The sequence below is a fragment of the Arthrobacter subterraneus genome (assembly GCF_900099735.1).
Taxonomy (GTDB): Bacteria; Actinomycetota; Actinomycetes; order Actinomycetales; family Micrococcaceae; genus Arthrobacter_D; species Arthrobacter_D subterraneus.
The window spans coordinates 29,733-54,814 of record NZ_FNDT01000018.1 but is presented as its reverse complement, the minus strand read 5'-3'; the positions used below and the strand labels follow the sequence as shown (position 1 = coordinate 54,814).

Genomic DNA, 25,082 nt, shown 5'->3' with positions numbered 1-25,082 from the left:
TCCACCCGCGCCCGGGCATGCTCATCAATCCCGTACTCGTTGAGCCCCTCCTCCGCCCAATCAAGGCCAACCTCACCCTCCGGCCACTCCCCGCACGCCTCCGCATACGCCCGCTCAAGCTCCGCCGCATACGCGCCTCCGGCATACGCCCCGCCACGCACCGGCTGACGGGCATTCCCAACCCGCTCCGCGGTTCCCTTCTCCATACAAACCACTCAACCACCCGGGTCTGACAATTCTGGAGGGTGACCGCGGGGAAGGGCGCCGCCAGCGAAGCCTCCGGCTAACGCCGGAGCAGTTCTTCGAGGCTGATCGGTTTCGCGCCGGTCAGGTCCTGGACCGCCGTCGTCGTGCGTTCCAGCTGACCGGATGCGATGGCAGTGTAGGTGCTCACCCACGCATCCAGCTGCCAATCAGGTGCGCCGTAGGAAGCGCGTGATGCGTACGCTTCCTCGACGGTCTCCTCCTCATAGCGGGTTTCACGGCCGGTCACGCGAGTGATTACGGCCGCCACCTCGCTGAGCGAGAGAGCTTCGGGGCCGGTGAGGTCATAGCTCTTGCCCGCGTGGGCCTGCGGATCCTTCAGGACGACGACGGCGGTGCGCGCCACGTCCGTGCGCGCGACGGCTGACACCCGTCCGTCGCCGGCCGGTCCGCGCAGGATTCCTTCCTCACCTGCGAAGAGGGGCAGGACGTCGAGATAGAAGTTGTCGCGGAGGAAGGTGTAATCCATCCCCGAGTTGCGGATGTGTTCCTCCGTTGCCCAATGGTCGCGGCCAAGGGTGAAGGTCGCATCCGGAGCGGCGGCGAGGAAGGAGGTGTAGACGATGTGCTGAACTCCCGCTTCCGCGGCGGCATCTATGAAGTTCCGGTGTTGGTCCACGCGGTCTTCTGCCTCCGCGCCGGAGACCATGAAAAGCACCTCACTGCCGCGGAGGGCATCGAGGGACGATTGCCGGTCGGCGTAGTCCGCCTGCGCAGTGCTCGTGCCGGGGAGTCCAGGGGCCCGTGCCGGGTCACGCACGATGAGTTTCTGTTCGTACCCTGCAGCGGACAGGAGCCGGGCAACTTCTCCGCCCACATGACCGGTGGAGCCGGTTACCGCAATTCGTGGAGTCATGTCGGGTTGAGCGTTGAACGGGATGCGAATATTCCGTGTTCATCATGGTTTTTCCTGGATGACATCGGCACGACGGGCCGCCGTCGTCCACGAGGCCTAGCGTGAAGGAGTGTCCAGGCTCTTTGTCGCTATCGGTGATTCCTTCACGGAAGGGGTAGGGGACTGGGACTCCCGTTATCCCAACGGTGTGCGAGGGTGGGCCGACCGCGTGGCGAAACAGCTGAGTAAACAGGACCCCTCCTGGCGCTACGCCAACCTCGCCATCCGCAGCAAGAGGCTCCACCAGATCATCGATGAGCAGCTCCAGCCGGCGCTTGACCTCCGGCCCACGGTGGTCAGCGTCTACGCGGGCGGTAACGACATCCTCGAACTGCGTACCGGCATCACCCCGCTCATGGAGAGCTATGAGGAGATGGTGGCACGTATCGCCGCCGCCGGTGCCCGGCCTCTGTTGTTCACCGGATTCGATGTGCGGCTCCACCCGGTCCTCGAACCGATGCGGCGACGCAACTGGATCTACAACGAGCATGTCCGCCGGATCGCCGACGCCTACGGAGCGTTACTGGTCGATTACTGGTGTTTCGACGAATACCACGACCCCCGGTTCTGGGACGTCGACCGGCTGCACATGTCCCCGGCAGGCCACAGGAACATGGCCGCGCACGTTCTGCGTGAGCTGGGTGTGGACCATGCCCTGAGATCCAAACCACTGCGCCCTCGCCCGAGCCTGACGCTCGCGGAACTGCTCCGGAAGGAAACGGCGTGGTGGGGCGAATGGGTTCTTCCGATGTTCGGACGGCGCCTGCGTCACGTCACGCTCGGCGACCATCTCGAACCGCGCTGGCCGGAGCCGATTCACCCGGCAGATGGCCTTAAGCGACTCGCCGCGGAACGCAGGGCTCAGCCTGCCGCGAACGGCTGACGTTCCAGCCCTCGTACACTGGTTACATCATGACTTTCATCAACAAATACCGCGCACCGATCGTCTGGCTCGTCGTCATCGCCATGGTGGCCTCCATCGGAGCCGGGTTCTTCGCAACAATTTTCTAACCCGGCCCCGGTCCCGCGCCGGTTACCAGACCGGCCCCGCGCCGGTCACCAGAGCCGGCCCGCCCCCGGTATCTGGATCCGCAGCCAGCGATACCCGTACGGGGGCAGCTTGACCTTGAGGTCATCGTCAGGCTCGATCTCCGTCTTGGTGTCCTCCAGCAGATCCGTGAGCACACCGCCTCCGCGAGGCACATCCCCGGAATCGAGCGACACTTCCACATCAATGGGCTCATCGGAGAAGTTGTGGAAGAGGAACAGCGTGTTGCCCTCCCAATCACAGCGGTGCGCGAAGACCGCGGGATGTGGGGTGTCGATCATGGTGAAAGTGCCCCAGCCGAGCTCGGGACACTCGCGGTAGCGGCGAATCAGCGTGCCCATGAACCGCAGCAGCGATGAGCGGTCCCGGCGGGATGCCGCCACGTTGACGTTGTCCGGCCCGAACTCACCCTCCACAAGGGGAGCTACGAGCTTGTCGGGCGGCGCCGAGGAAAACCCTGCGCTGTCCTCGTCGGTCCACTGCATCGGTGTCCTCACGGACATCCGACCCTCGGCCGCAAGGTTCTCTCCCATGCCGATTTCCTCGCCGTAGAACAGCACCGGCGTTCCGGGAAGGGAAAACAGCAGCGAATAGACCATCCGGATGCGCTGCGGATCGCCGCCCAGCATCGGTGGGAGCCGCCGTTTGAGGCCGCGGCCGTAGACCTGCATCCTTTTCTCGGGACCAAAGGCCTCGAAGACTTCCTCGCGCTCCGAGCTCATCAGCTTGTCGAGCGTCAGCTCATCATGGTTGCGCACAAAGGTGGCCCACTGGCTGTCGGAGTCGATCTTCGGCCGGTCCGTCAGCGCACGTGCCAAGGGGCGGGCATCGCCCCGGGCCAGGGACAGATACATCTGCTGCATCGTCACGAAGTCGAACTGCATGGTGAGCTCATCCGCTGCGTCGCCGAAAAACTCCACCTGCTGCTCATAGGGCAGATTGACCTCGCCGAGCAGCACGGCATCACCGGCCCTGCGCGAGAGGAAACGCCGAAGGTCGCGCAGATAGTCATGGGGATCGCCTGCATGGCCGTCGATGCCCCGCGTCTCCAGGAAAAAGGGGACGGCGTCAACACGGAAGCCGGAGAGCCCGAGTTCCATCCAGAAACCGATCGCCTTCGCGATCTCGTCGCGGACCGCCGGGTTTGCGACATTCAGGTCCGGCTGATGGGAGTAGAACCGGTGCAGATACCATTCCCCGGTCTTCCTGTCCTTGGTCCAGATGGAGTTTTCCTGATCCGGGAACACCACCTCGCTGGACGTGTCCGGTGGTTGCTCCGACCGCCAGACATAGAAGTCGCGATAGGGATTGTCCTTCGAGGAACGGGCCTGCTTGAACCAGGGGTGCTGGTCCGAGGTGTGGTTGACCACCAGATCGGCGATGACGCGCATCCCGCGGTCCTTGGCGGTGCGGATGAACTCGACCATGTCGCCGAGGGTCCCGAGCCGCTCGTCGACGCCGTAAAAATCGACGATGTCATACCCGTCGTCACGCTGCGGCGACGGGTAGAACGGCATCAGCCAGACACAGGTGACCCCAAGTTCCGCGAGGTAGTCCAACCGCTGCGCAGCACCGGCGAAATCACCGATGCCGTCACCGTTCGAATCGCAGAACGTCTCGATGTCGAGGCAGTAGATGACAGCGTTCTTCCACCAAAGATCAGAGGTGTCGGTGACGCGCATCAGCGGACCTCAGGCAGGACGTGCTGGGCGAAGGCCTCGATGAACGGTTTCTGCTCGGTTCCCACGAAGTGCAGGTAGAGCTCGTCGAACCCCAGGTCGGCATACTCCCGGAGCTGTTGTGCGTGAACCGCGAGGTCGGCTGAAATCTGCACGCCTTCACGAAGTTTCTCCTCGCTGAGGTCGCTGGTGGCCTTCTCGAAGTCCGAGGGACGGGCGAGGTCCCACGTGGTGGGAGGCGTCACGCAGTTCGAGCTCCACTGAACCCGCGCGATCTCCAGGGCCTCTTCCTCGGTGGGCGCCCAGGACAGATGCACCTGCAGAATCAGCTTGCCCTGCCCGCCGTTGTCCCGATAGGCGTTGATCATTTCAGTCAGTTTCTCGTGCGGCTGGTTCACGGTCACCAGGCCATCGGCCCAGCGTGCGCTCCGCGCCGCTGTTTCCACACTCACCGCCGGGGCAATCAGCTGCGGTTTGATCTCCGGCACATCCCACAGCCTTGCCTGCTCAGCGGTGACCAGACCGCGGTGGGTGACCTCCTCGCCGTCGTGCATCCGACGGATGATGTCCACGCATTCTTCGATGCGCTGTTGCCGCTCCGCCTTGGGCGGCCACGGGTCACCGGTGATGTGTTCGTTCAGGTTCTCTCCGCTGCCGAGCGCCGCCCAGAACCGGCCGGGAAACATGCTTGCCAGGGTGCCGCTTGCCTGGGCAATGATGGCCGGGTGGTACCGCTGGCCCGGTGCGGTGACGACGCCGAAACGCAAGCTGGTGGTGGCCAGCGCAGCTCCCAGCCACGACCAGGCGAACCCTGAGTGACCCTGCACGGCGGCCCAGGGCTCGAAGTGGTCTGAGCACATGGCGGCGTCGAAGCCGGCCTGTTCGGCCAACTGGACATCGGCGAGGAGCTGTCCGGGTGCGATCTGTTCGTGCGAGGCGTGAAAGCCGATGACGGGCATGCGCGGGCCTTTCCTTGGGCGGCTCTTGAAGAGGTGAACCGGTCCGTCCTAGTGTGATCAGCAGGCTTAGCAATACGCTTCGAGCCTAGCTGTACTGCAGATGGTGCTCAACAGCGCCGCCCAATCTTCCACACATCAGGAGGAAAACATGAGTGACCAGTACACCTTCCAGAACCCGGTGACCCGGTTCCCGGAAATTTCGCCACCGAAGCAGGACCAGCCGGAGCCGGGCCTTGACCGTGACCTTACCCCGCAGAGCGACCGCGGTGAAGAGTCCTACCGCGGCACCGGCCGCCTGGAGGGCAGAAAGGCCCTGATCACCGGCGCTGACTCCGGCATCGGCGCAGCGGTGGCTATCGCCTTTGCACGTGAGGGTGCCGACGTCGCGCTGTCCTACCTTCCGGAGGAAGAGGCTGACGCGGACGAGATCGTCGGACTCATCGAGGGCTGCGGACGGAAGGCGGTGAAGCTCCCCGGCGACATCAAGGATGGTGAATTCTGCAGGGACCTTGTGACTCGTGCCGTGGAGGGCCTCGGCGGTCTTGACATCCTCGTCAACAACGCAGGCAAGCAGATCGCAGTGGAACGGCTTGAGGATCTGGACGACGAACAGCTTGACCACACGTTCAAGACCAACATCTACTCGTTCTTCCGCATCACCCGCGAAGCTCTGAAGCATCTGCCTGCCGGCTCGAGCATCATCAACACCACCTCCATCCAGGCGTACAACCCGTCGCCCACCCTGCTGGACTATGCGAGTACCAAGGCGGCAATCAACAACTTCACCAAGGGCCTCGCCCAGCAGTTGGCGCCACGCGGCATCCGGGTGAACGCCGTCGCCCCCGGGCCGTTCTGGACGCCGTTGCAGGTGTCCGACGGGCAGCCGAAGGAGGCGTTGCCGGAATTCGGAAAGTCCACACCGCTGGGACGCGCCGGGCAGCCTACTGAACTGGCTCCCGCCTACGTGTTCCTGGCATCTCCGGAGTCCAGCTATGTGCTTGGCGAGACGCTGAACGTCAACGGCGGAAACCCGACGCCGTAGCTCGCGGTCATCGGCGAAGCAGCGTCGGGAAAGTGGCCGGGTGATTCCCGGGCGGGGCCGCCTCAGTCGGGGAAACGGGGCGGTCCCGCTCGGGGGGGCTCTGGTAAACCAGTGCCAGCAGGAGGAGTCGGTGGTCTCGCCCGGCTCTGTCCTGCCCTCCAATCATGGGCAGGGAACCTTGGGAATTTCTTGGGCCCCCGGTCTGGCTCCGGAGCACTCGCCACTGGATAGACAGTAGGCTTAGTACTATGAAGCTGACGGGGACGACGACGTCGGCCCACCGCAGGGAAGGTTGTGCCATGAAGAGTCCTGAAGCGCGAGGGTTTGTAAGCCGGGCGTTGCTGGAGTTGCTCCCTCAGGAGCCGAACACCGAGGGCCTCAATGCGCTGAGCGGCGCCGTCACGGACGCACTCGGAGCTTCCTCCGGAATCCTCGCCGACGACGACCTCCAGCTGACGCTGTTCTGCCTGTATGAGCTGCATTATGGGGGCGTCGACGGCTCTCACCCCGACTGGGAATGGGAGCCGGGTCTGATCGGGGTCCGCAGACTGATCGAACGCGACTTCGAGGCAGCCCTTCGCTCCGCCGTCGAACTTCCCTCCCTGGAGCCAAGGGACAGCGATGGCGTGGCCGCCGTTCTCTTTGAACTGGCGGCGGCCGATACAGGGCCGAGCGTGTCCCGGTACGTCGCCAAGAAGGCCTCGCTGGAGCAGGCGCAGGAGTTCCTGATCCATAAATCCGTCTACCAGCTGAAGGAAGCCGACCCGCACACCTGGGCCATCCCGCGGCTGACAGGCCGCGCCAAGGCGGCCATGGTCGAAATCCAGGCCGATGAATACGGCGGTGGACGGCCCGAGCGCATGCACTCGGCTCTCTTCGCGCGAACCATGCGCGGGGCGGGGCTCGAGGACAGCTATGGGTACTACCTTGACGCGGTCCCGGCCATCACCTTGGCGAGCACCAATATGATGTCCCTCTTTGGACTCAATCGCAGGCTCCGCGGCGCCATCGTGGGGCACCTCGCCGCCTATGAAATGACGTCCTCACAGCCCAACCGTCTGTACGGTAACGGGTTCCGGCGGCTCGGCTTCGATGAGGACGTGACCTGGTACTTCGACGAGCATGTGGAGGCCGATGCCGTACACGAGCAGATTGCCGGACGGGATCTCGCCGGCGGGCTTGTTGAGGCTGAACCCGAGATGCTCGGCGACGTGTACTTCGGGGCAGCGGCGGCCCTTGCCGTGGACGGCATGCTTGGCGAACACATCATGGGTGCCTGGGAGAAAGGCGAGTCCTCCCTGCGGACAAAAGTCCAAGCTCCGGCATGAACGGGCACGCTGCCAGCTACATCCTGCCCCTGAAATGGACCGGGGGCGGTGGAATTGCGGAGCTGGCTGCCTACCTTGAGGACGTTGGGCAGTGGGCGGAGGTGCTCGTTGTCGACGGATCGCCGGACGAGGTGTTTGCCCGGCACGCTGCGGCGTTGCCGGCCGGCATCCGCCATCTGCGGCCGCAATTCGCGTGCCGCAACGGCAAGGTGTCAGGCGTGCTGACGGGCCTGGCGGCGGCCTCCGAGGAGCGGATCATCATCGCCGACGACGACGTCCGCTACAGTGCCGCAGCATTCCGGCGGATGATCGATTTGCTGCAGGAGGCCGACGCCGTCCGGCCGCAGAACTATTTCCTGACCCTGCCGTGGCATGCCCGGTGGGATACCGGACGTACCCTCCTGAACCGTGCGCTGGGTTCAGACTTCCCAGGCACTGTGGGCGTCCGCCGATCCATCCTGCGGGCGACCGGCGGCTACGACGGCGATGTCCTTTTCGAGAACCTTGAACTGCTGCGCACCGTGCAGGCTGCGGGAGGTACGGAGATCAGGGCGGATGATCTCTTCGTCGGACGTCTCCCCTGCTCCTGCCGCCACTTCTGGCGCCAACGCACCCGGCAGGCGTATGACGATTTTGCGCAGCCGCCAAGGCTGCTGCTGGAACTGTCCCTGCTGCCCGCACTGCTTGTGCTGCTGCGCCGTTATGGTGCGGCCGCCTGCCTGCCGGCTGCCGCCGTCGTCGTCGGGGTGGCAGAACTGGGACGACGACGGCGGGACGGCCGGCAGGTTTTCCCGGCTACCGCTGCCCTCTGGGCCCCCGCGTGGCTGCTGGAGCGGATGCTGGCGGTGTGGGTCGCCGTGGGCATCCGTCTGGCCGGCGGGGTACCGTACGCGGGGTCCAGGCTCGTGAAGGCGGGCAACTCGCTGCGCGTGCTGCGCGGCAGGTATGCGCACGTGCGGGCAGCCCGTTAAAGCAGAAATGCGCAGGTGTGGTGAGCCCCGGAGCCGGGGAATCACCACACCTGCGCAAAACTTCCGAGGAAGACTACCGGTTGTTGTCGATGGCGTCGTAGTCCGCGCGGTCGATCCTGCGGTGGTACCGCATGCCGGCCAGCCCGCCCAGAACCGCACCGGCCAGAGCGGCCAGCAGCGCCACGACGACGGCGATGATGCCCGTTGTGGTCAGCGCGCCTTCGTTCAGCGGCAGGCGGGGGAAGCTGTTCAGATTGGCCAGGATGTCGAACTGGGATCCGAAGATGAGGCCGAGAATGGCAACGATGACGGCAATGATGATCGCCCAGAGCCAGACGGCCACGCCCTGCTTTGCCCCGTTGAAACGGGCCATGCGGCCTGCCACATAGCCGCCGCAGTAGTAGGCCAGCAGCAGGATCACGAGAATGATGACAGCGCTGGTGATTCCTACCGTCTGGGCGTCCTGTGAAGCCTGGTTGGCAGCCTCACCGACGCTGGTGTTCGTGGACAGGCCGAATGCTGCTCCGAACGCCGCAACCAGGGCGGTCAGCAGGACCGCCATTCCGGTAGCGGTCAGCCACCCGAAGAAGGCCGCGCCGAACTTCATGCCCCCGAAAGTTTCCTTCTGGCGCTGGTGGAGCGCGTCCCGCTCCGCACCCACGGGCACAGGTGTGACGTCGCCGTGCCGGTCATGGTCGCGGGTGGTGTCAGGATCGAGGTCACGCGGGCGTCGATGGTGATCGTCGGCGTCCCTCGTATGCGATACGGGAACCGCCGCAGTGTGCTGGCGGGTGTCATCGACGCCGTCGTTGTTCCGGTCGACGTTGATGGCGCGGGTCTCCGCGTCGGACGTCCGCGCGTCCCGGCGTCGGGATGCGCCGACTTCGTGTGCTCCGGAATCATCCGAGTGCTTGGGACGGTTGTCCCTCTCGTGATTCCCTGTTCCTGGTGTGCTCATGGTGCCTCCTGATCTCAGGGCCCGTAGGCGACTTTATAAGTAACCTTAGTATTTCAGGGGTGCAGGTACAAGGTTGCCGCGCCGACGGTGGCATGCTTGTGGCATGGACTGGGAAATTCTTGTCACCGTGCTCTGCGGGCTGGCCATCGCCGTGGGCGTGGCGGGAGTTGTTGTTCCGATTCTGCCCGGCAGCATCCTCATCATTGGAGCACTGTTGGCGTGGGCATTCACGGTGACGAGCGCACCGGGGTGGACTGCCCTCGGCGTGGGCGGGGTCCTCGCGCTGGCCGGGTTGCTTGCAGGAGCCATACTGACCGGCAGGAAACTGCGGCAGCGCAGGATCCCTGGGCGTTCCGTCACCGTCGGGCTCGTCCTGGGCGTGGTTGGCATGTTCGTCATACCGGTGGTCGGACTGGTGGTCGGCTTCGTGGCGGGCTTGCTGCTGAGCGAAGCCGCCCGCCTGCGTGATTTCCGGGCGGCGGTGTCCTCAAGCGGAGAGGCGCTGAAGGCCCTTGGCTGGGGGATTGTGGTGGAGCTGGTACTTGCGTGTGCGGCGGGCAGCGCCTGGGTCCTCGCAGTCTGGGCGCACTTCGCCACGCGCTGACCCGCCTCACGCTGCGGTTACCGCCGGAAGCCGCGGTTCCTTCCGCGGCTGTACTTGGTGTTGGCGCGTCCCTGCTGACGCCTGCCGAGGAGCTTCGACGCAATAACCGGTGCGAGCATGATGAGGATCTTCTTCAGCATGGTGGTCCGCCTTTCGTGGAGTGAACCTCCATAGTAAGCACACTGACTAATTCTGTGTCGACTGCGGGACGACGAAATCCCGGAGGGCTGCCAGCTGGGCACGCCTGCACTCGGGCTTGAGGTACATCATGTGCCCGGCTTCGTGATAGTGATGCGAAATCCTGTCCTTAACATCGTCAGTGAGGGTCATATGGGCGAACACGTACTCCGCTGCGAAATGCGGTGTGGCGCCGTCCTGATAGCCGTAGTCCACGTGTACGCGCAACGCGGGATTGTGGACCATGAGCCGCTCCAGTACGTCGCTGACGTCAACGGGCGCCCCTTCAAAGGTCCGGTAACTCCATGGCTGAACCCGGGCAGTGAGGATCTCATACGGGAGGTCGTTCTCATATCCAAGCTCAGCACGCACATAGTGGTTGATCGCCGCAGCGAAGGGTGCGGTGATGGCGCGCATGCTCGGATCATCCATTGAACTCGATGACTGGAGGTTTGCCGGCGGAGCGGTGAACCGACCGTCGATCCGGCCCACCACCAGACCCTCCGAGCGCAGAAGTTCGGCGGCGAACTCGTGGTAAGCCCAGCGCAGGTTGGTGCGGCGGATGAAATTCTCATCAAGGGTGGTGATCGCGCTCAGGCGGTTCACCACGTCGTCGTACTCGGTCTCGCTCAGCCGGGCGCCCTGGGACAGGGCATACCCGAACTCGCGGGAAGCGAACTCCTCCGCCTCACGGACCACCTCCGTGAGTTCCCTGCCGGGATGCCTGCCGTGGTAGTGGGCGATCGCCGCATAGGTGGGCAGGTGGAGGGCATAGGGAGTGTCGCTTCCGGGGAAGAAGCGCAGCGTGGACATGTTCAGGACGGTCGAGATCAGCCCGAGTCCGTTGACGGCCATGCCGTAGGCGTCGAACAGCCTGCCCGCGACGGCGACGGCGCGCAGCGTTCCATAGGACTCGCCGACAAGGTATTTGGGGGAGAGCCACCGGTTGTTCCGTGTGGTCCAGAGGCGGATTACTTCAGCAACGAGGTCCCGGTCTTCGACGAACGCGTGGAACTCATCGGTCTTCTCGCCCTCAACAACCCTGGAGAATCCCGTGCTCACCGGGTCGATCAGGACGAGGTCGCTGTGCTCGAGTAGGGTTTCGGGATGATCCACCAGGCCGAACGGCGGCGGCGTCATGGCGCCGACATCACCGGAATCCACCCGGCGCGGCCCGAGCAGGCCCAGATGCAGCCACACGGAGGAGGACCCGGGCCCTCCATTAAACGCGAAGGTAACCGGCCGGTTGGCGGACGCATTGTCTGCGGTGTACGCAACAACGAAAATCTCCGCCTTGGGCTTGAAATCCTCCGACTTCCCGTCCTTGACCTCTTCGCGGCGGAGGACGAGCCGGCCTGTTGAGGTGGTGTAGGCGAGACCGGACGGCATAGTGTGTTGCCGCGTGACGAAGTCGTCGCTGACTTCCTTCACTGGGGCGGGTTCCGAGGTTTCAGCGGTGGTGTCTTCTGTTGCGAATTCTTCAGCCATACCTCGAGCCTAGCGGTGGTTACGAAGGCAACTACCCCTGCCTGGCGGTTTCCCTGGTCGGTTCGGCATCCGGACTCCAGGCCTGGCGTAGCTCTGGGCGGGCGAAGAAGCACGCCGCAGCGAGACCGATGACCACAACGGTTGCAGGCAGGAGAAGGGCCTGCCCCATGGCGGCGGAGTATTCGGCGGCGCGCCCGGGATTATCCACGGCGCCATTGGCAACCAGCCGGGCCTGCATGATCGCAGCGATGCCGGCACTGCCGAGTACCGCGCCGACCTGTCGCGTGGTGTTGTAGACGCCCGAGCCTGCGCCGGCGAGGGATGGCGCCAGGTTGCGGGTGGCGGTCAGGGAAACCGGCGCCCAGATTCCCGCGCCGGCCAGGCCGATGAGTGACAGCGGCAGCAACAATAGCCAGATCGGGGTGTCCGGTGTAAGCAGGCCCGCCAGCCAGAACAGGGCAATTGCCATCCCCGCGAATCCCGAAACGGCCATGTACTTGGGGTTGCCGCGCTGCACGAGCCTTCCGACAAAAGGCGCCAGGGCTCCGGAAATGATTGCCATGGGCGCAAGCAGCATCGCCGCTTCCGTGGGGGAGAGGTTGCGGACGTTCTGTGCGTAGAGCATGAGCGGCAGGGTCATGGTGGTGACCGCGAACCCCATCGCGGAGATTGCGGTATTGGCCAGCGAGAAATTGCGGTCCCTGAAGAGTCTCAGCGGAACGAGCGGTTCCTTCCGGTTGAGGCGCTGCCAAACGATGAAGGCGCTGAACAGCAGCGCGCCGGTAACGATGAGTGACCACACCGAGACGGGGCCGACGATGCGCCCCCAGTTGTAGCTCTCGGCCTCCTGCAGTCCGAAGACAAGGCAGAACATGCCTGCTGCACTGAGGACAACACCGATGAGGTCGAAGGAGTGGCTCGTGGTGGACAGCTTCGGTACCAGACGGTAGGCAAGGATCCACCCGACGACGCCGACGGGTACATTGACGAAGAAGATCCACTCCCAGCCGAGACCGTCGACGAGAACTCCGCCCAGGATGGGACCCAGCAGGGTTGCGATTCCGGCAACGGATCCCCAGAGCCCCATTGCCGATCCCCGGCGGTCCGGAGGGAAAATCCGTGTAATGACCGACATGGTTTGCGGGGTCATGAGGGCTGCACCGAGGCCCTGAAGCACGCGCGCAAGGATGAGCAGTTCGATGGAACCGGCGAATCCGCACAGCGCGCTGGAGACAGTGAAGACCGCGAGGCCGGTGAGGTAAACCCTGCGCGGCCCAAACCTGTCACCGAGCCGGCCCGTGATCAGCAGCGGGACGGCATAGGCCAGGAGGTATGCGCTGGTCACCCAGATGGCACTGTCAATGTCAGCCTGCAGTTCCTCCATGATGGCAGGCGTGGCAACAGACACGATGGTCGAGTCAACGAGAATCATGAAGAAGCCGATGACAAGCGACCACAGTGCGGGCCATGCCCGGATTTCCGCAACGGAGGATTGCATGGTCTGAGGGTACAGCCGGCTGCTGACATTTGGTTTTTCGCCCGGATGCTGGGGTATCTTGGTTGCTGCGGGGCCTTAGCTCAGTTGGTAGAGCGTTTCGTTCGCAATGAAAAGGTCAGGGGTTCGATTCCCCTAGGCTCCACCGCACGCACAAGGCTCGAACCCTTGCCAATGGAAACGTTGGCAGAGGTTCGGGCCTTGTTCATGTCTGCGGCCCAGGTCAGAGCGTTGGCGTTGACCTGCGGATCGAGGAGCATTTCGAAGGGCCGGTTGTGCTCGACGCGCAGCTCGTTGTCCTCGTCGATGAAGACCTTCGTGAAGAACGCCTGGTTGCACAGCCGCCGGTTGGTGTCGTCGCAGCGGGCGTAGATGTCAGCGCAGTTGGCGAGCAGGCCGAGCGCGTCATCGAGGTGGGCGCGAGCGTCGGCGTAGTCGCCGAAGTGGGTGTCGATACGGCGGGTTACCTGGTCGAGTTCGGCGACGATGCGGTCTTGCTCGCGCTTGAGTACGGAGAGCGGTATCGCGTCGGCGTAGTGCGCTTGCATGAGGCGGTCTTGCTCGCTTTCGAGCCGGTTGCGGTTGGTGGTGAGGCGTTCCAGTTCCTCGGTTTCGGCGGCCATGAGCCGGTCGAACTCGTGGTGGAGCATCCCCGCGAGTGCGTCTTGCTGGGCCGGCGTGATCTGGACGCGCGTGTAGTAGTCCTCGACGAGTTTCTCGACGTCCTCGATGAGCATCGCCTGGCGCGTGCAGTCGGTGCGCTTGGAGTGCCGCCCGGAGCACACGAAGTAGCAGTAGACGTTGCCGTGGCGGTTCTTCGCGTTGGAGACGATGAGCCGTGATCCGCATTGGCCGCAGTGGATGGTGCCTTTGAGGTAGTGGCCGTGGACTTGGGTTGCCTCGACGGCGCACTGGTGCGCGGTGAGCACGGACTGGACCTGGTACCAGACCTCGGCAGGCACGAGAGCCGGGTGGTTGCCCTTGTAGCGGGTGCCTCGGTAGATGACATCGCCCTTGTAGTACGGGTTGGTCAGGAGGCGATGGATGGTGGACACGGCCAAGGGCTTCGCCGGCCTCTTCGGCGTGGGCAGGCTGCGCAGTCCGCGCGAGGTGAGTTCGTCGTGGAGCTGGCTGACGCTCCAGTTCCCGGAGGCGTATGCCTTGAAGGCCCACTCGATCATGGGCGCGCGCTCGGGGTCGAGTTCGATGGTGCGAAGCTCGCGGCCCATCTCGTCGCGCTTGCGGACGTTCAGATACCCGATGGGCGCTCGTCCGTTTGTACCGCCGCCGATGGCTTTCTGCGTCATGCCCTTGGTGACTTCGGTGGCGAGGTTGCGGGAGTAGAACTCGGCGATCGTGGACATGATGCCGTGCAGCAGCATCCCGGAGGGCGTCTCGTCGATGTTCTCCGACGCGGATACGAGCATGACCCCGCACTGTTGGAGTGCGAGGTGGATGCTCACATCGTCGGCTCGGTTCCTGGCGAGCCGGTCGACCTTGTGAACGATGCAGTACGCGACCTTGTTGGCCTTGACGTACTGGATCATCCGCATGAGCTCGGGCCGGTCGGAGGACTTGGCTGAGGCTCCCGCGTCAACGAACTCCTCGACGATGCCGGCGCCGAGCTGTTCGGCCTTGCGCCTGGTCGCTTCGCGTTGGGCGGGGATCGAGAAGCCTTCGTCGGTGCCGCCCTTCTCTGCCTGCTCACGGGTTGAGACCCGCAGGTACGACACTGCGACGGCAGCGGTCCGGGGCGGGTCGATGAGGCTGGCTGCCGGATCGTCGGCAATGGTGGTCATCGGTGGCTCACTCTCACGCGGTTCGACCCTCGCGCTCCCACTGCGGTGGGAGGGGCGTTGATCGTGAGAGCAGCCGGTGAAGGCTGTAGGGCGAGACCCGATGGTCTCGGTGCGTGTTGCCCGCCAGATGACGAGGTTTGGGCCACAACGCCCCGCGTTGCGAGGCTTGCGAGGTTCATTCTACCGGGCGGCCTCTGAGGTGGCCAGGTCATCGGGGGCCGCCCGGTAGGTGTCGGGCACCCGGGCCGCTTCGCGGGCGGCTCGGCTCTCGCCTGTCTCCTGCAACGTCAGCCGGATGAGAACTTCGGCGAGCTTGTGCAGGTCGGCGCGGTCGCGATGCACGGCCCGGACGGAGAACGACCGCTCCTCGTAGGGGCGACGGTCGGTCTTCTTGGCATAGCGGCTCATCGGTCTACGGACCCTCGTCGTCGGCGAGACTGGCGTAGAACTCGTCTTCGGCTTCCTGCCGCTTGCGGACCTGGGTGATCACGAAGTCCACGAACTCTTCGTCCCTGTCGTCGAACTTCACCTCCTGGATCGCGGGGGCGGGCTCTTCGCCGGGCCAGGCGGCCTGCCGGGTGGGACGGTCGCGGTCCCCGCGCGTACTGCAGGCGGTGACCCAGTAGCGGAGGCGTTCTCGCGCGTCTGCGAAGTCGCGATGCCAACCGAGGGGTGCGGACGCGTTCTGCTCGGGGTCGTAGGCAGCCAGCCAGTGCAGGTGCAACGCCGACAGCTCCCAGACCATCTCCGGATGGTGATGCCAGAACGGCGGAATCACCGAGACCTGAAGTCCGTAGGTGCGGCGCAGCCAGTCCACCCACCGGTTCAGCGCGAGCCATTCCTGCTCCAGCTCGTGAGCGGTGAGCAGGTTCCAGTTCACCGGGTGTGGCGGCTCGGGCATGTCGGCGTTGGTGACGCGGGGCGGCCCGTCGAACACGTCAGGCTCATCCACCTCGGACGGTCCGACGGGGACATCGGGTGCTGCGGGTTCTTGGTTCTGATCGTTCGTCATGGTCTGGCTCCCGAACTCACATGCTGACCGGCGCGGCCTGTGCCACAGCGTTCGTTCGCTGGGGCGGCTCGTAGGCGGCTGCGTCTCGTCCGGCCGAGTTGCGCGGGGTGCGGTCTACCTCGTAGCGGGTTCGCGCGGCGTCGTGGCCGATCTTCTTGGCGATGAACTCTTCGCCCTCGATCGCCTGGCCATTGCGCTCGTAGTTGACCGGGCGCGTGTAGCCCTCGGCCACGAAGTTGTCGCCCTGGGCGAAGTTCGCGTGTGCATGCTCGGCCGACCGTCCGAACATCACCAGGTGGTGGTAGGTCGTCTCGGTCTGGGTGAACGAGCCGTCTTCCTCGCGGCGGAAGTGCTCCTTGCCAATGCGGGCGAAGAACCTCGCGTCGCCCTTGGCCGTCTCGGTGAGCAACGGCTCCGAGGCGATGAAGCCTGACAGTGACTCCTGGGTATGAATGGCCATGATGGCGTCCTCCTGAACTCGGGCGACCAGCTGCACGTGGTCGCTGTGTCAGGCAGGTACGCCCCGGCACCCAGAGTCGTCAGGATGCGGGGCTGCGCAGGAGAGCTTCGAGCTCCGCGCGATCGCTGCGGAGCTGCGCGGCATCCTGCCGGGAGGGCCAGGCGCGTAGGTCGGTGACGATGGGTGGTGCGGAGCGGAGCATGGTGATGCCGGTGCCGAACGGCAGCGTGCGGATGCGGTCTGGCGGCAGGATCGGCACGCGGCGGATGGAGCGTTGGTTGGAGCGGGTACCGCCGTCCCCGAGAGTCACCGAGTCGGTGTACTCGTCGCGTTCGCCGATGAGGGTGGAAAGGTCTTGGAGGTCGCGGCTGTTGGAGGCGCCGCCGAGGATGATCTTGACGATGCTGGCGTCCCAGATCGCGCCGGCCTGGTGCTCGCTCCACCGGTCGCGGGCCTGGGCAAGAGACTGCAACACGGGCATGGTGGTAATCCCGGTGCCGCCACCTTCGGCCATGAGCGTCGGGAGCGACGGCAATGGCGCGAGGTTCCCGATCTCGTCGAGCGCGAGCAGCAGCGGCGGATCAAGCCTGGCTCCGGGCGAGCGGGCGGCGAGCCTGCGCGCTGTCTCGATGAGGTCTTCGACGAACGCCGCAACCAGCGACGCGGAGGCACCCGCACCTGCCCCGGTGGCGAGCAGATAGAGGGTGCCGTGCTCGGTGAGGAAGGTCTCGGGGTCGAACTGCTCGTCCGGCTCAGGTGACACCGCGTCGAGCACGCGAGGGTCGGCAAGCGCGGCGAGGGCGAGGGAGACGCCTTGCCAGATGCTGTCGCGGGTCTTGGGGTCGGCGTCGATCATCGCGGCCAGGGAGTCGTCCCAGCCCATCGCCGCGTTCGGGTGGGAGTTGAGGATCGCGACCGCTTCGGAGGCAGCCGAGGGGTCGAGGGTCCATCTAAACAGTTCGGCGGGTGGTCTGCCGTCGAGGGCTGCGGCGTGCAGCAAGCTCTGAAGCGCGGTGCGGGTCTTGCCCTCCCAGAAGCCTCCGGACTCCACCCCACCAGCGGAGAGGCCGGTAGCGGCGGCGAGGCCGTTGGCGCGGATCATCGCGGTCAGTGGGTCGTGGCAGCCGCGTACCGGTGACCAGCGCAGCCCGGCAGGGATGCCCTCGGCCAGGCGTTGCGGGTCGAACACCGCGACCGGGCCGCCGCGACGGCGGCGGGCGCGGAGGGTGGCGGTGAGGTTGTCGGGCCGGGTGCTGGTGGTGACGACCGCGCCGGGTGCGTCGAGGATCGCGTTGATGACGACATGGAGGCCTTTGCCGGAGCGGGGCGGGCCGATCAGCAGGATCGAGTCCTCGACCGATGCCCATACCTTCGTGCCGCGACTGGCTCCGAGGAGGTAGCCGACATCCTCCGGTGTTGGGGATTCCAGCGACGGCCGCAAGGTGTCAGCGCGGTGCAGCAGTGCCTTCGCCGATGCGGCCGTCTTCACTTCCTGGCTGGTGGCGGTCCCGGCGAGGCGGTGTGGGTCGGTCTCAGTCTTCCTGGTGTGGTGGCGCAGCATGATCCAGACCCAGACGGTCCCGGCGGCGAGCCCGCCGAGCATGACCGTGCTGATGAGCCAGTAGAGGATCGGGTTGAGCCCGTCGGCACCGAGTGCGGTCGCGGGGTCGGCGGGGTTGAACAGCACTCCGAGGCCCGCGGCCGGGCCGGCGTCCGGCTGTGGCAGGCCGGTGAGGAACGCGGTGATGCTGCCGGCTGCGCGCAGCACGAGCGCGATGCCGAACATGCCAATCAGCCCGATGAGGGCGGCGTTGGTGAGTTCGTCGCCCATGCCCCCTGTTTGTCGCTGGTTCATGTCAGCCGCCGCACTGCGAACGTGCCCGAGATGCGCCCGAGCAGGATGACTTCCTGCCCAGCGGTGTCGGGGAGGGTGTCTAGGTCGATGAGCGCGCGGGCGTCGCCGGTTCCGGTGGCGTCGGTGTGGGAGACGATCACAGCGGCGGCGACATCCTCACCGGGGACGAACCCGTCGGCGGTGACCTCCATCAAGCGCGGCTCCCGGCGTGCGTGACGACTCCGCCGCGTCTCCGGCACCGGCTTCTCCGGCAACGCCACGGCGCGTCGGGGTGCGCGGGGGCGGATGATGTCGGTGAAGACGCTCCCGTCGCACTCGCGCACCTCCACCCGGACCGCGACGGTTCGGTCCTTGGTGATGGCATCCATGAGCGGCCCGAAAGTCGTCCGCGTCCACGCGGTCTCGCCGGGTGCGGGGAATGGTGTTCCGTCGATGGTTGCGGTGAGGGTTCCGTCGGTGGCGACGGTGACGAGGACGTGCGGCAGTTCAACCTGAGCAGGGTTCTCGTCGTCGTTCGGGGTGGATCGGCGTGGGCTGGTGAGGTTCATCGGTGGCCTCCCGCCGCGCGGCTGCTGGTGTCGAACAAGGCGAGCTCGGCCGGGTGCAGCTGATGCTGCGTGACGAAGCTCCTGGCCTTGATCCGCCACAGGCCTTGGCCGACGCCGAGGTTCGGCAAGAGCTGCTGCTCGGTGCCGGTCAGGCCGAGCGCGGTCGCGGTCGGGCCGAGCTGGTCGGACTCCTGCCGGTACACGATCCGCGTCTCGGCGTTCGCGAGCAGTGAGTTTGCCAGTGATCGCATGGCTGAGCCTTGGTCGCCTACGTTGTCGAGGTCGGTGAGCTTGTGGAAGATCAGCATGTTCGCGATCCCGTAGTGCCTGGCGAGTCGCCAGTGTGCGTCCATCCGCCGCAGCAGCGCCGGGTGGGACATGAGCCGCCAGGCTTCGTCGTAGATCACCCACCGCTGCCCACCGTTCGGGTCGAGCAGCGCGGACTCCATCCACGCCGACGAGCACGTCATCAACACCGAGATGAGCGTCGAGTTCTCCGTGACCCGTGACAGGTCGAGGGAGATCATTGGCAACGACGGATCGAACTTGACCGTGGACGGCCCGTCGAACAGTCCCGCCAGGTCACCGGCCACGAGACGGCGCAGCGCGTGACCGACCAGACGGCCGTCCTCGACCAGCCGACCGTCGGCATCCGCGCTGGGGGCAAGGATGCGTTCGACGACCATCGGCAGGATCGGCACATCGTTCTCACGCACGGTCTGGGTCAGGGCGATGTCGATCGCGGTGTGCTCCAACGGCGATAGCCCGCGGGCGAGCACGGTCTCGGCGAGCGCACCGATCAGGTCACGACGCCGCGCCGCGACCGTGTTGGTCCACTGCTCATCCGACAGCCCGTCGGGTCGGTGGCCCTCGTCGAGCGGGTTCAGGCGGGTGTTGAGTCCGTGGCCGAGCACGATCGCGCGTCCGCCGACGGCGTTGGCGACCGCGGTGTGCTCGCCCTTCGGATCGCCGGGAACGTACACGCGCCGACCGAACGGCAACGACCGCGTGTAGAGGGACTTGGCGAGGCTCGACTTCCCAGAGCCGACGATCCCGGCCAGCACCACGTTCGGTGCGGTGATGATGCCGCGCGCGTACAGCACCCACGGGTCGTAGACGAAGCTCCCGCCCGAGTACAGGTCCTGCCCCACGAACACACCATCGGCACCGAGGCCACCCTCGGCGACGAACGGATACGCACCCGCCAAGGTCGCCGAGGTGTCCTGATGGCGCGTCAGATGGAACCGACCTGGCGTCCGCAACCGCGCGGCACCTGTCTCGCCGGCCTTCGGGAGGTAGATCGTGGCGCGCCGCTCAGCCCGCTCCTGCTCGGCCTTGACCCTGGCTGCGGCGAGTGCGGCCTTGCGCTGCTCGGCGTGGAGCCGGGCCTCTGCGCGGCGGCGCTGCTTGCGGAGCTTCCGCCGTTCCTTCGACGGTGCCACCAGAACGGCGGTGTGCAGCCGTTCCCGATCCTGGGTCACAGCCCCAGCCCCCGGGCCTGCTTCACCGCAGCGATCTTCGCCGGCTCGAACCACGACCCATCCGACTTCGGGGCCGGAAGGTCGGTCCGCTTCGGAGCGTCCGGCGATGAGTAGGACACCAGCAGCTCCGGGCCGTCCCGCATCGGGGGTGGCCCGGTCTGTGCCGCTTCCTGTGCCTCGGTGTCGGGTTCGGTGTAGCGGCGCAGCAGGGAGACGTACCCGATGTGCGGGTTGACGACCAGCGCGTAGTCGCCGGAGATCGCCACCTGGTCGTTGGTGCCCTCGCCGGGCTCGTCGTAGACGTACCCGTTCTCCAGCGCGGCCTGTGTGGTTTCGTCGCCATAGTCCCGCTGTGCGAGGTAGTCCACCGCATCGACATGTCCCAGCTTGCCGAGGATGCGCAACGGCCGGTCGGCCTCCTCGCCTTGGAGGAAGACCACGCTGACCCACCGCGACGGCGCGGCCTCCTCGACAGTCGGCTCGGGGTGCCAGGCGATCCGCCCGGCGGCGATGAACCCTTCCGCGAGCCGGTCGTAGGCCCGGTCGACGAGATTCGCGGCCTGGTGTAGCTCTTGCGCAGCAGCAAGCGCGTCTCGCGCTCCTGCTTCGTGGTTGCCAGCGTCGTTGAAGGCGTGCGCGGCCTTGCGCTCATGAACGTCGGCGATCTGGTCGAGGACCTGCCGCAGCGAGCGCATCCCCGAGGACAGATCACCGATCACCCCATACATCTCGGCGGGCTGATCGAAACCCCGGCTCGCGTGGGCCAAGCCTCGCAGCGCCTCGGATGCCTCAGCGGCATCGGCAGTCGAATCGAAGAACGTGGGCATGGTCGGCCTCCTCGCGAGTCGTGTGATGGGGAGGTGTGCTGCGATGACCCCAGGCGCTGTCGGAGGTGGCTGACATACTTGATGGAGGCGTCGGAGGGAGGCACGAGGCAGTCACCGGCGAGAAGGAGAGCCCACATGGACGACCCGCGCGACGAATCCGGTAGCGACGATGCCGTTGGCAGGCAGACCTCGGAAGATGGTCAGATCAGGTCCGACGCACTTGAACTCGCAGCGTTCACGACCCTCGTCGAGGTGACGCCAGGCGTCGCAGTCGTATTCGGCGAAGTCCCCGACGGTCTTGAACTCATCAGCCTTGACATGGTGCCGTCCTTCGACCGCGCTCAGCTCTCCACCGCTCTCGGTTCCTTCGGCAACGCAGGCACGATCGTCGGGAACGTCGCGGAGGCTGTGTCGAGCGCGCAAGGCCTCTTCCGCGTCAACGATGCGACGCTGTCTCTGTTGAAGAGCGGTGGTCAGATGGCCGCGAAGGACGGCGCGAAGCTCGGAGCGATCTTCAAGAACGGTGAACTGGTCGCGCAGGCACGCTTCATCCCCGCGTCGATGACGGCCGCCACGGCGATCGCAGCCATCGGCCCGGCTGTCGCCATGATCGCGCTCCAGATGCAGCTCGGTGAGATTTCGGGCCTCGTCCGCTCCAACATTCAGCTCACGACGCAGACGCTCAAGGCCATCCGGAACGAGCAATGGGCAGAGCTTGAAGGGCTGGCGGAGTCCGTAGATGAGGCAGTCAAGGAGACCCGCGAACTCGACGCCATCACGGACTCTGTCTGGGAGCCCATTGCTCCCAGCGGCCCCAACATCCGCAAGCAGTTGAAGTTATACCGCAAGAACGTGGCAGGCCATGTCCAGGAACTCGGGAAGCTCGACGGTCGTGCTCGCCGCCAATACCTCGAATCCAACGCCGAAGCGATCGTCTTCGATACGTACGCGCTTCTTAGCTCGCTCAAGACCCACGCGGAGTACCAGGCTGTCCGGGCTGCCCTCGCCAGAACACGAAGCACCAACGACGAGAGCGAAGCGCAGCTCTTCGACCGGATCGCCCGTAACACTCCCGTCGAGATCGACGAGTCGCTAGCCGAAATCCGATCGCTGACCGAGTCACTCGTGCGTGAGTTGCGGATCATCGCCGAACTTCCCGGCCGCGCTACCGTGCCTCTCACGAAGAAGCGAAAGGACGCAAAGGCTTCTCAACTCACTTGCAGGCAGCTCCTCGAAGCGATCGACCCTTTGGCCAACATGCTCCAGCCAGCAGTCGAGATGCCAGCAGTACCAGCGGCGGTATGCGCACCCGAAGGGCTTGAACTCGATCCGTATCTGCATATCCTTCGGTGGTTCCTTGAGGATGGCGAGACGCTTCGCAGCGTGGCCTTCCCATACGAAATGGGAACTCACAACTTCGCTGGAGTCGTGCCGGCCATTCTCGCCAGAAGGGTTGATGCGACTTGGGACGCGCTCGCGCCAGGAAGAGCCAGTGCCATCGTTGAGAAGTTCGCGTCGAGCACGTTCGTAGCGGTGACTGACCGACGGATCGTTACCGCCAACCCAGGGAAACTCCTAAAACGAGGCGAACTCGGCCCGATCTACTCCTTGGATGACGTGCGGAATGTACGCGGTCGCTCGCACCGCGGAGCGGGCGTCCGACCCACTATCGACGTGGCCACAGAGGAGCGCGATCTGCATTGGATGTTCCCCGACTCCGCGGAGCACGAGGACATCGACAGCCTGGCGGCGGCTCTTTCCGAAAGAACGCCCCACGCAGTTTCGGCCGCGACAGCGATTGAAGGACTTGCCACAGCAGACTCCGCCATCGAGTCCTAGAGATTGCGCGAGTGTAGGCATGAGTGAGCAGGAAGGCTTCCGGCCGACGGGTGGGCGGGCAAAGAGCGGCAAGTGCGCGCTGTGCGGGGCCCTGGCAAGACTCACCAAGGCACACGTGCCACCGAGAGCTGCATTCAACAATGGGAGCTTCTCTTGGGGTGGCACGACAGCAGGCAGCCGACTTGCCCACGGGCGGCCACGCCTCGGTGGCGCCAGCCTGTACGCGCATTGCGAAACCTGCCGGGCGGCCACATCCCCTTGGGATGACGAGTACATTCGGTGGGCCTACACCTTCGCGGGCAACCTGCTCCACTCCCAGTGGAAGGGCGAGCGGACTCACATTGAAGGAAAGCTCAGCGAGGTTCGCCCGGGTCGATTCATCCGCTCCGCGCTCGCAGGCATGACAGCGCTGACTCCGAAGCTCATCGATTCACACCCTGACCTGGTCTGGGCCGTGCGGCATGGAGTCGCAGCCCCAGCGCCCGAGGGCATCCGATTCTTGGCGGCGATCGCGCCTGACGGGGCGGCGGCGGTCCTTGAGGGAGCACACGAGGGCTTGGCCGTAAAGCTATCGCGGGATGGTGGAAGGGATGATGAATGGACGGCCGCGACCACACCGACAATCTCTGCCGTGATTCACTTCCCTCCGTTCAGCTTGCTGCTTGCGGATCGCCAGTTGGTGAGCGCTTTGCCGCACGCCGACTGCACTGACTGGCTAGAACTCGGGGTCGATGACCTCGCAGAGGTATCACTGGCGCTTCCCGTTGTTGATCTGCCCCGAACTCCAGACGCGCCGGTTCCTGTTTCGATGCTTCGGTTTATCGACGCGCGAGCCTGATCCTCGGCCGGAACAAGGTCGGGTCACGCCGTGTCGGGAGGGCTTACACCCGTCGGCAGAGCGGAAGCGCGGCGGTGGTGAACGCGGCGGCTTGCTGGCCGACGAGGAGCCGGGTCTCACACGACGCTTGGATCGCGGCCTGCTCGATGGCGGCGACGGCGGCGTCGAGTTCTTCGACGGTTGGGGCTGAGACGGCGATGAGGCCGGTGTAGCGGAGGATGCCGTGTCCGGCGGTGAGGTCGGCTTCTTGCTGGAGAACGTCGTGGTACTCGGCGGTCTGCGAGGCGTCCTCGATCTGGCCGATCTTGGCGCGCTGGGCCTGGTCGGAGATGTGCTCGACCTTCTTCTTGCGGATGTCGCGTGCGGCGGCATCGGATCGCATTGGGGTGCAGATCAGCGAGAACGACCGTTGGATGCCGGTGGACAGCAGCACCGGCGACAGGAACCCCGGATACACCAGCGACCGCGGCCACTCGCTGACCCAGAGCACCGCATGGTGGGCGGAGTCGGTGCGCAGCTTGCCCCAGGTCTCGGTGACCGCAACCGGCCCCGCGGTCGCGAGGGACTGGCCGAGCGTGCCGTGCCGTTCCAGGGTGGCAGCGATGGCCGGGTCGTAGGCGGAACGCAGCATCACCGCGATCTGCCCTGGTGTCAGCCATCCCGAGGGCGAGAGGTCGGCGGAACGGAGCGCGGCGACGATCGTGTTCATCTCTTGCCGCAGCACGGCGGCAGCACCGCGTATCCCGCCGCCCGCGGTCCTGATCTGACGGGCACTGGTCTTCATGTCCAGTGACAGCGAGAGCGTGGTCGCGTGGCGTTCACCGGCGGGTCCGGCCCGGTCGATGAGTTCGGCGTAGGTGTCGGCCGCCCATGATCCGTCAGCCGTGCCGTGGGTGGCCCACCATTCGGCGAGTCCGGTGCCTGAGTCTGGGAGGGTGCGTTCGAGGACTTGCAGCGTCGCGATTCGCCCGGAACGGCAGACGGTTGCCAGCACGCGGCCCCAGGAGCTGACGCGGCGTTCCTGCTCGCCTGGATCGAGGAGCACGAACGCGGGATGGGTGACCTCGCACACCACGGTCAGGGTTGCGGCGTGGGGGTCGTGGATCATCCCGGCTCCGGTATCGGGGTCGGTGTACTCGCGCAGTCGCGCCATGTCGCCGGGCAGTGCGAGGGTTCCAACGGGACGCGGGACGACGATCCTGCGTCGGTACAGCAGTTGCCCGCCGGTGGTGCGCCACAGCCACCAGCAGGCGATGGGCAGCCACTCCACGATTGGCCGACCTGCGATGGGTATCCAGGTCAACGCCGCGGCGAGTACCCAGATGGGGGCGGTGTAGGCGAGCAGCATCCCGCCGCCGGCGTAGAACGCGCCGATGAGCGTGGCTCCGCCGATGGCGAGCGTGATGAGCTGGGTCAGCGACAGGCCGAGGAGGACACCGCGACGAGTGAGGCGGGAGAACTTCACCGGCACGAGTTCGCCCGCGGGGGGCCGGTCGTGGTTCGTGCTGCTCATCG

General features: G+C 65.7%; 23 protein-coding genes, 1 tRNA gene and 1 pseudogene. 8 read left to right on the top strand and 17 right to left on the bottom strand.

What is annotated here, in order from left to right; all coding sequences use genetic code 11:
* Together BLS52_RS18355 and BLS52_RS15105 are read right to left on the bottom strand one after the other, a co-directional pair.
* The coding region (locus tag BLS52_RS18355) for a hypothetical protein (RefSeq protein WP_139186280.1) at positions 1 to 206 on the bottom strand (206 nt) is incomplete at its 3' end.
* A 77-nt stretch (positions 207 to 283) separates the two neighbouring features.
* Entirely contained in the window at positions 284 to 1,120 is an 837-nt protein-coding gene (locus BLS52_RS15105) for an SDR family oxidoreductase (RefSeq protein ID WP_090587802.1), read from the bottom strand.
* Between the two features lie 109 nt (positions 1,121 to 1,229).
* Between BLS52_RS15105 and BLS52_RS15100 the strand changes: the two genes are divergently transcribed.
* Entirely contained in the window at positions 1,230 to 2,042 is an 813-nt protein-coding gene (locus BLS52_RS15100; RefSeq protein WP_245702889.1) for an SGNH/GDSL hydrolase family protein, read from the top strand.
* A gap of 173 nt (positions 2,043 to 2,215) precedes the next feature.
* Here the strand turns inward: BLS52_RS15100 and BLS52_RS15095 are convergent, their stop codons facing one another.
* The gene (locus BLS52_RS15095; protein WP_090587800.1) at positions 2,216 to 3,889 is read right to left on the bottom strand and encodes an alpha-amylase family protein; all 1,674 of its coding nucleotides are present in this window, start codon (positions 3,887 to 3,889) and stop codon (positions 2,216 to 2,218) included.
* Entirely contained in the window at positions 3,889 to 4,845 is a 957-nt protein-coding gene (locus tag BLS52_RS15090; RefSeq protein WP_026545334.1) for a TIGR03885 family FMN-dependent LLM class oxidoreductase, read from the bottom strand. Before BLS52_RS15090 ends, BLS52_RS15095 begins: the two co-directional genes overlap by 1 nt.
* A 148-nt stretch (positions 4,846 to 4,993) precedes the next feature.
* Between BLS52_RS15090 and BLS52_RS15085 the strand changes: the two genes are divergently transcribed.
* From BLS52_RS15085 to BLS52_RS15075, 3 genes are all read left to right on the top strand, one after another.
* Positions 4,994 to 5,887 carry an SDR family oxidoreductase gene (locus BLS52_RS15085; RefSeq protein WP_026545333.1) on the top strand — a complete coding sequence of 298 codons (894 nt, stop codon included), beginning with the start codon at positions 4,994 to 4,996 and terminating at the stop codon, positions 5,885 to 5,887.
* 299 nt (positions 5,888 to 6,186) lie between these two features.
* A complete protein-coding gene (locus tag BLS52_RS15080) occupies positions 6,187 to 7,215 on the top strand; it encodes an iron-containing redox enzyme family protein (protein WP_090587799.1) in 1,029 nt (342 codons plus the stop codon).
* Positions 7,212 to 8,186 (top strand): glycosyltransferase family 2 protein, encoded by a 975-nt coding sequence (locus BLS52_RS15075; protein WP_090587797.1) that lies wholly within the window; start codon positions 7,212 to 7,214, stop codon positions 8,184 to 8,186. The genes BLS52_RS15080 and BLS52_RS15075 overlap by 4 nt, the downstream gene beginning before the upstream one ends.
* Positions 8,187 to 8,259: 73 nt before the next feature.
* Here the strand turns inward: BLS52_RS15075 and BLS52_RS15070 are convergent, their stop codons facing one another.
* Entirely contained in the window at positions 8,260 to 9,144 is an 885-nt protein-coding gene (locus BLS52_RS15070) for a TIGR04086 family membrane protein (protein ID WP_090587796.1), read from the bottom strand.
* Positions 9,145 to 9,247: 103 nt separating this feature from the next.
* Between BLS52_RS15070 and BLS52_RS15065 the strand changes: the two genes are divergently transcribed.
* Positions 9,248 to 9,748 (top strand): DUF456 domain-containing protein, encoded by a 501-nt coding sequence (locus BLS52_RS15065; RefSeq protein WP_090587794.1) that lies wholly within the window; start codon positions 9,248 to 9,250, stop codon positions 9,746 to 9,748.
* 17 nt (positions 9,749 to 9,765) lie between these two features.
* Here the strand turns inward: BLS52_RS15065 and BLS52_RS19010 are convergent, their stop codons facing one another.
* The 3 genes from BLS52_RS19010 to BLS52_RS15055 are packed head-to-tail and all read right to left on the bottom strand — an operon-like array spanning position 9,766 to position 12,911.
* Positions 9,766 to 9,888 (bottom strand): hypothetical protein, encoded by a 123-nt coding sequence (locus tag BLS52_RS19010; RefSeq protein WP_281241728.1) that lies wholly within the window; start codon positions 9,886 to 9,888, stop codon positions 9,766 to 9,768.
* Between the two features lie 46 nt (positions 9,889 to 9,934).
* Positions 9,935 to 11,413: a S10 family peptidase gene (locus tag BLS52_RS15060; protein ID WP_139186279.1), complete on the bottom strand. Its 1,479-nt coding sequence runs from the start codon at positions 11,411 to 11,413 to the stop codon at positions 9,935 to 9,937.
* Positions 11,414 to 11,444: 31 nt separating this feature from the next.
* Positions 11,445 to 12,911, bottom strand: coding sequence for a DHA2 family efflux MFS transporter permease subunit (locus BLS52_RS15055; protein WP_090587792.1), 1,467 nt, complete (start codon positions 12,909 to 12,911; stop codon positions 11,445 to 11,447).
* Between the two features lie 69 nt (positions 12,912 to 12,980).
* Here BLS52_RS15055 and BLS52_RS15050 point away from each other — a divergent pair.
* Positions 12,981 to 13,053 (top strand) — tRNA-Ala (locus BLS52_RS15050).
* 130 nt (positions 13,054 to 13,183) lie between these two features.
* The gene (locus BLS52_RS18875; RefSeq protein ID WP_245702888.1) at positions 13,184 to 13,750 is read left to right on the top strand and encodes a hypothetical protein; all 567 of its coding nucleotides are present in this window, start codon (positions 13,184 to 13,186) and stop codon (positions 13,748 to 13,750) included.
* Here BLS52_RS18875 and BLS52_RS15045 read toward each other — a convergent pair.
* The 8 genes and pseudogenes from BLS52_RS15045 to BLS52_RS15010 all read right to left on the bottom strand — a co-directional run.
* Positions 13,667 to 14,707: pseudogene (locus tag BLS52_RS15045) on the bottom strand (recombinase family protein); the annotation flags it as partial. The gene BLS52_RS18875 and the pseudogene BLS52_RS15045 sit on opposite strands and share 84 nt — an antisense overlap.
* 180 nt (positions 14,708 to 14,887) lie before the next feature.
* Entirely contained in the window at positions 14,888 to 15,115 is a 228-nt protein-coding gene (locus tag BLS52_RS15040) for a hypothetical protein (protein WP_090587791.1), read from the bottom strand.
* A gap of 4 nt (positions 15,116 to 15,119) precedes the next feature.
* Positions 15,120 to 15,719 (bottom strand): hypothetical protein, encoded by a 600-nt coding sequence (locus BLS52_RS15035; protein WP_175460191.1) that lies wholly within the window; start codon positions 15,717 to 15,719, stop codon positions 15,120 to 15,122.
* A 16-nt stretch (positions 15,720 to 15,735) separates the two neighbouring features.
* Positions 15,736 to 16,179 carry a single-stranded DNA-binding protein gene (locus tag BLS52_RS15030; protein WP_090587789.1) on the bottom strand — a complete coding sequence of 148 codons (444 nt, stop codon included), beginning with the start codon at positions 16,177 to 16,179 and terminating at the stop codon, positions 15,736 to 15,738.
* 79 nt (positions 16,180 to 16,258) lie between these two features.
* Complete coding sequence (locus BLS52_RS15025; protein WP_090587788.1) at positions 16,259 to 18,034, bottom strand: type IV secretory system conjugative DNA transfer family protein; 1,776 nt, start codon at positions 18,032 to 18,034, stop codon at positions 16,259 to 16,261.
* Positions 18,031 to 18,582, bottom strand: coding sequence for a hypothetical protein (locus BLS52_RS15020; protein ID WP_090587786.1), 552 nt, complete (start codon positions 18,580 to 18,582; stop codon positions 18,031 to 18,033). The genes BLS52_RS15025 and BLS52_RS15020 overlap by 4 nt, the downstream gene beginning before the upstream one ends.
* Positions 18,579 to 20,063 carry an ATP-binding protein gene (locus BLS52_RS15015; protein ID WP_090587784.1) on the bottom strand — a complete coding sequence of 495 codons (1,485 nt, stop codon included), beginning with the start codon at positions 20,061 to 20,063 and terminating at the stop codon, positions 18,579 to 18,581. Before BLS52_RS15015 ends, BLS52_RS15020 begins: the two co-directional genes overlap by 4 nt.
* Positions 20,060 to 20,890 carry a hypothetical protein gene (locus tag BLS52_RS15010; RefSeq protein WP_090587782.1) on the bottom strand — a complete coding sequence of 277 codons (831 nt, stop codon included), beginning with the start codon at positions 20,888 to 20,890 and terminating at the stop codon, positions 20,060 to 20,062. Before BLS52_RS15010 ends, BLS52_RS15015 begins: the two co-directional genes overlap by 4 nt.
* Positions 20,891 to 21,025: 135 nt before the next feature.
* Here BLS52_RS15010 and BLS52_RS15005 point away from each other — a divergent pair, with 135 nt between their 5' ends.
* Complete coding sequence (locus tag BLS52_RS15005; protein WP_175460190.1) at positions 21,026 to 22,729, top strand: hypothetical protein; 1,704 nt, start codon at positions 21,026 to 21,028, stop codon at positions 22,727 to 22,729.
* Between the two features lie 881 nt (positions 22,730 to 23,610).
* On the opposite strand, the gene BLS52_RS14995 is transcribed toward BLS52_RS15005, so the two are convergent.
* Positions 23,611 to 25,080, bottom strand: a complete 1,470-nt coding sequence (locus BLS52_RS14995) for a PrgI family protein (protein WP_090587778.1) — start codon at positions 25,078 to 25,080, stop codon at positions 23,611 to 23,613.
* Between the last annotated feature and the right edge of the window lie 2 nt (positions 25,081 to 25,082).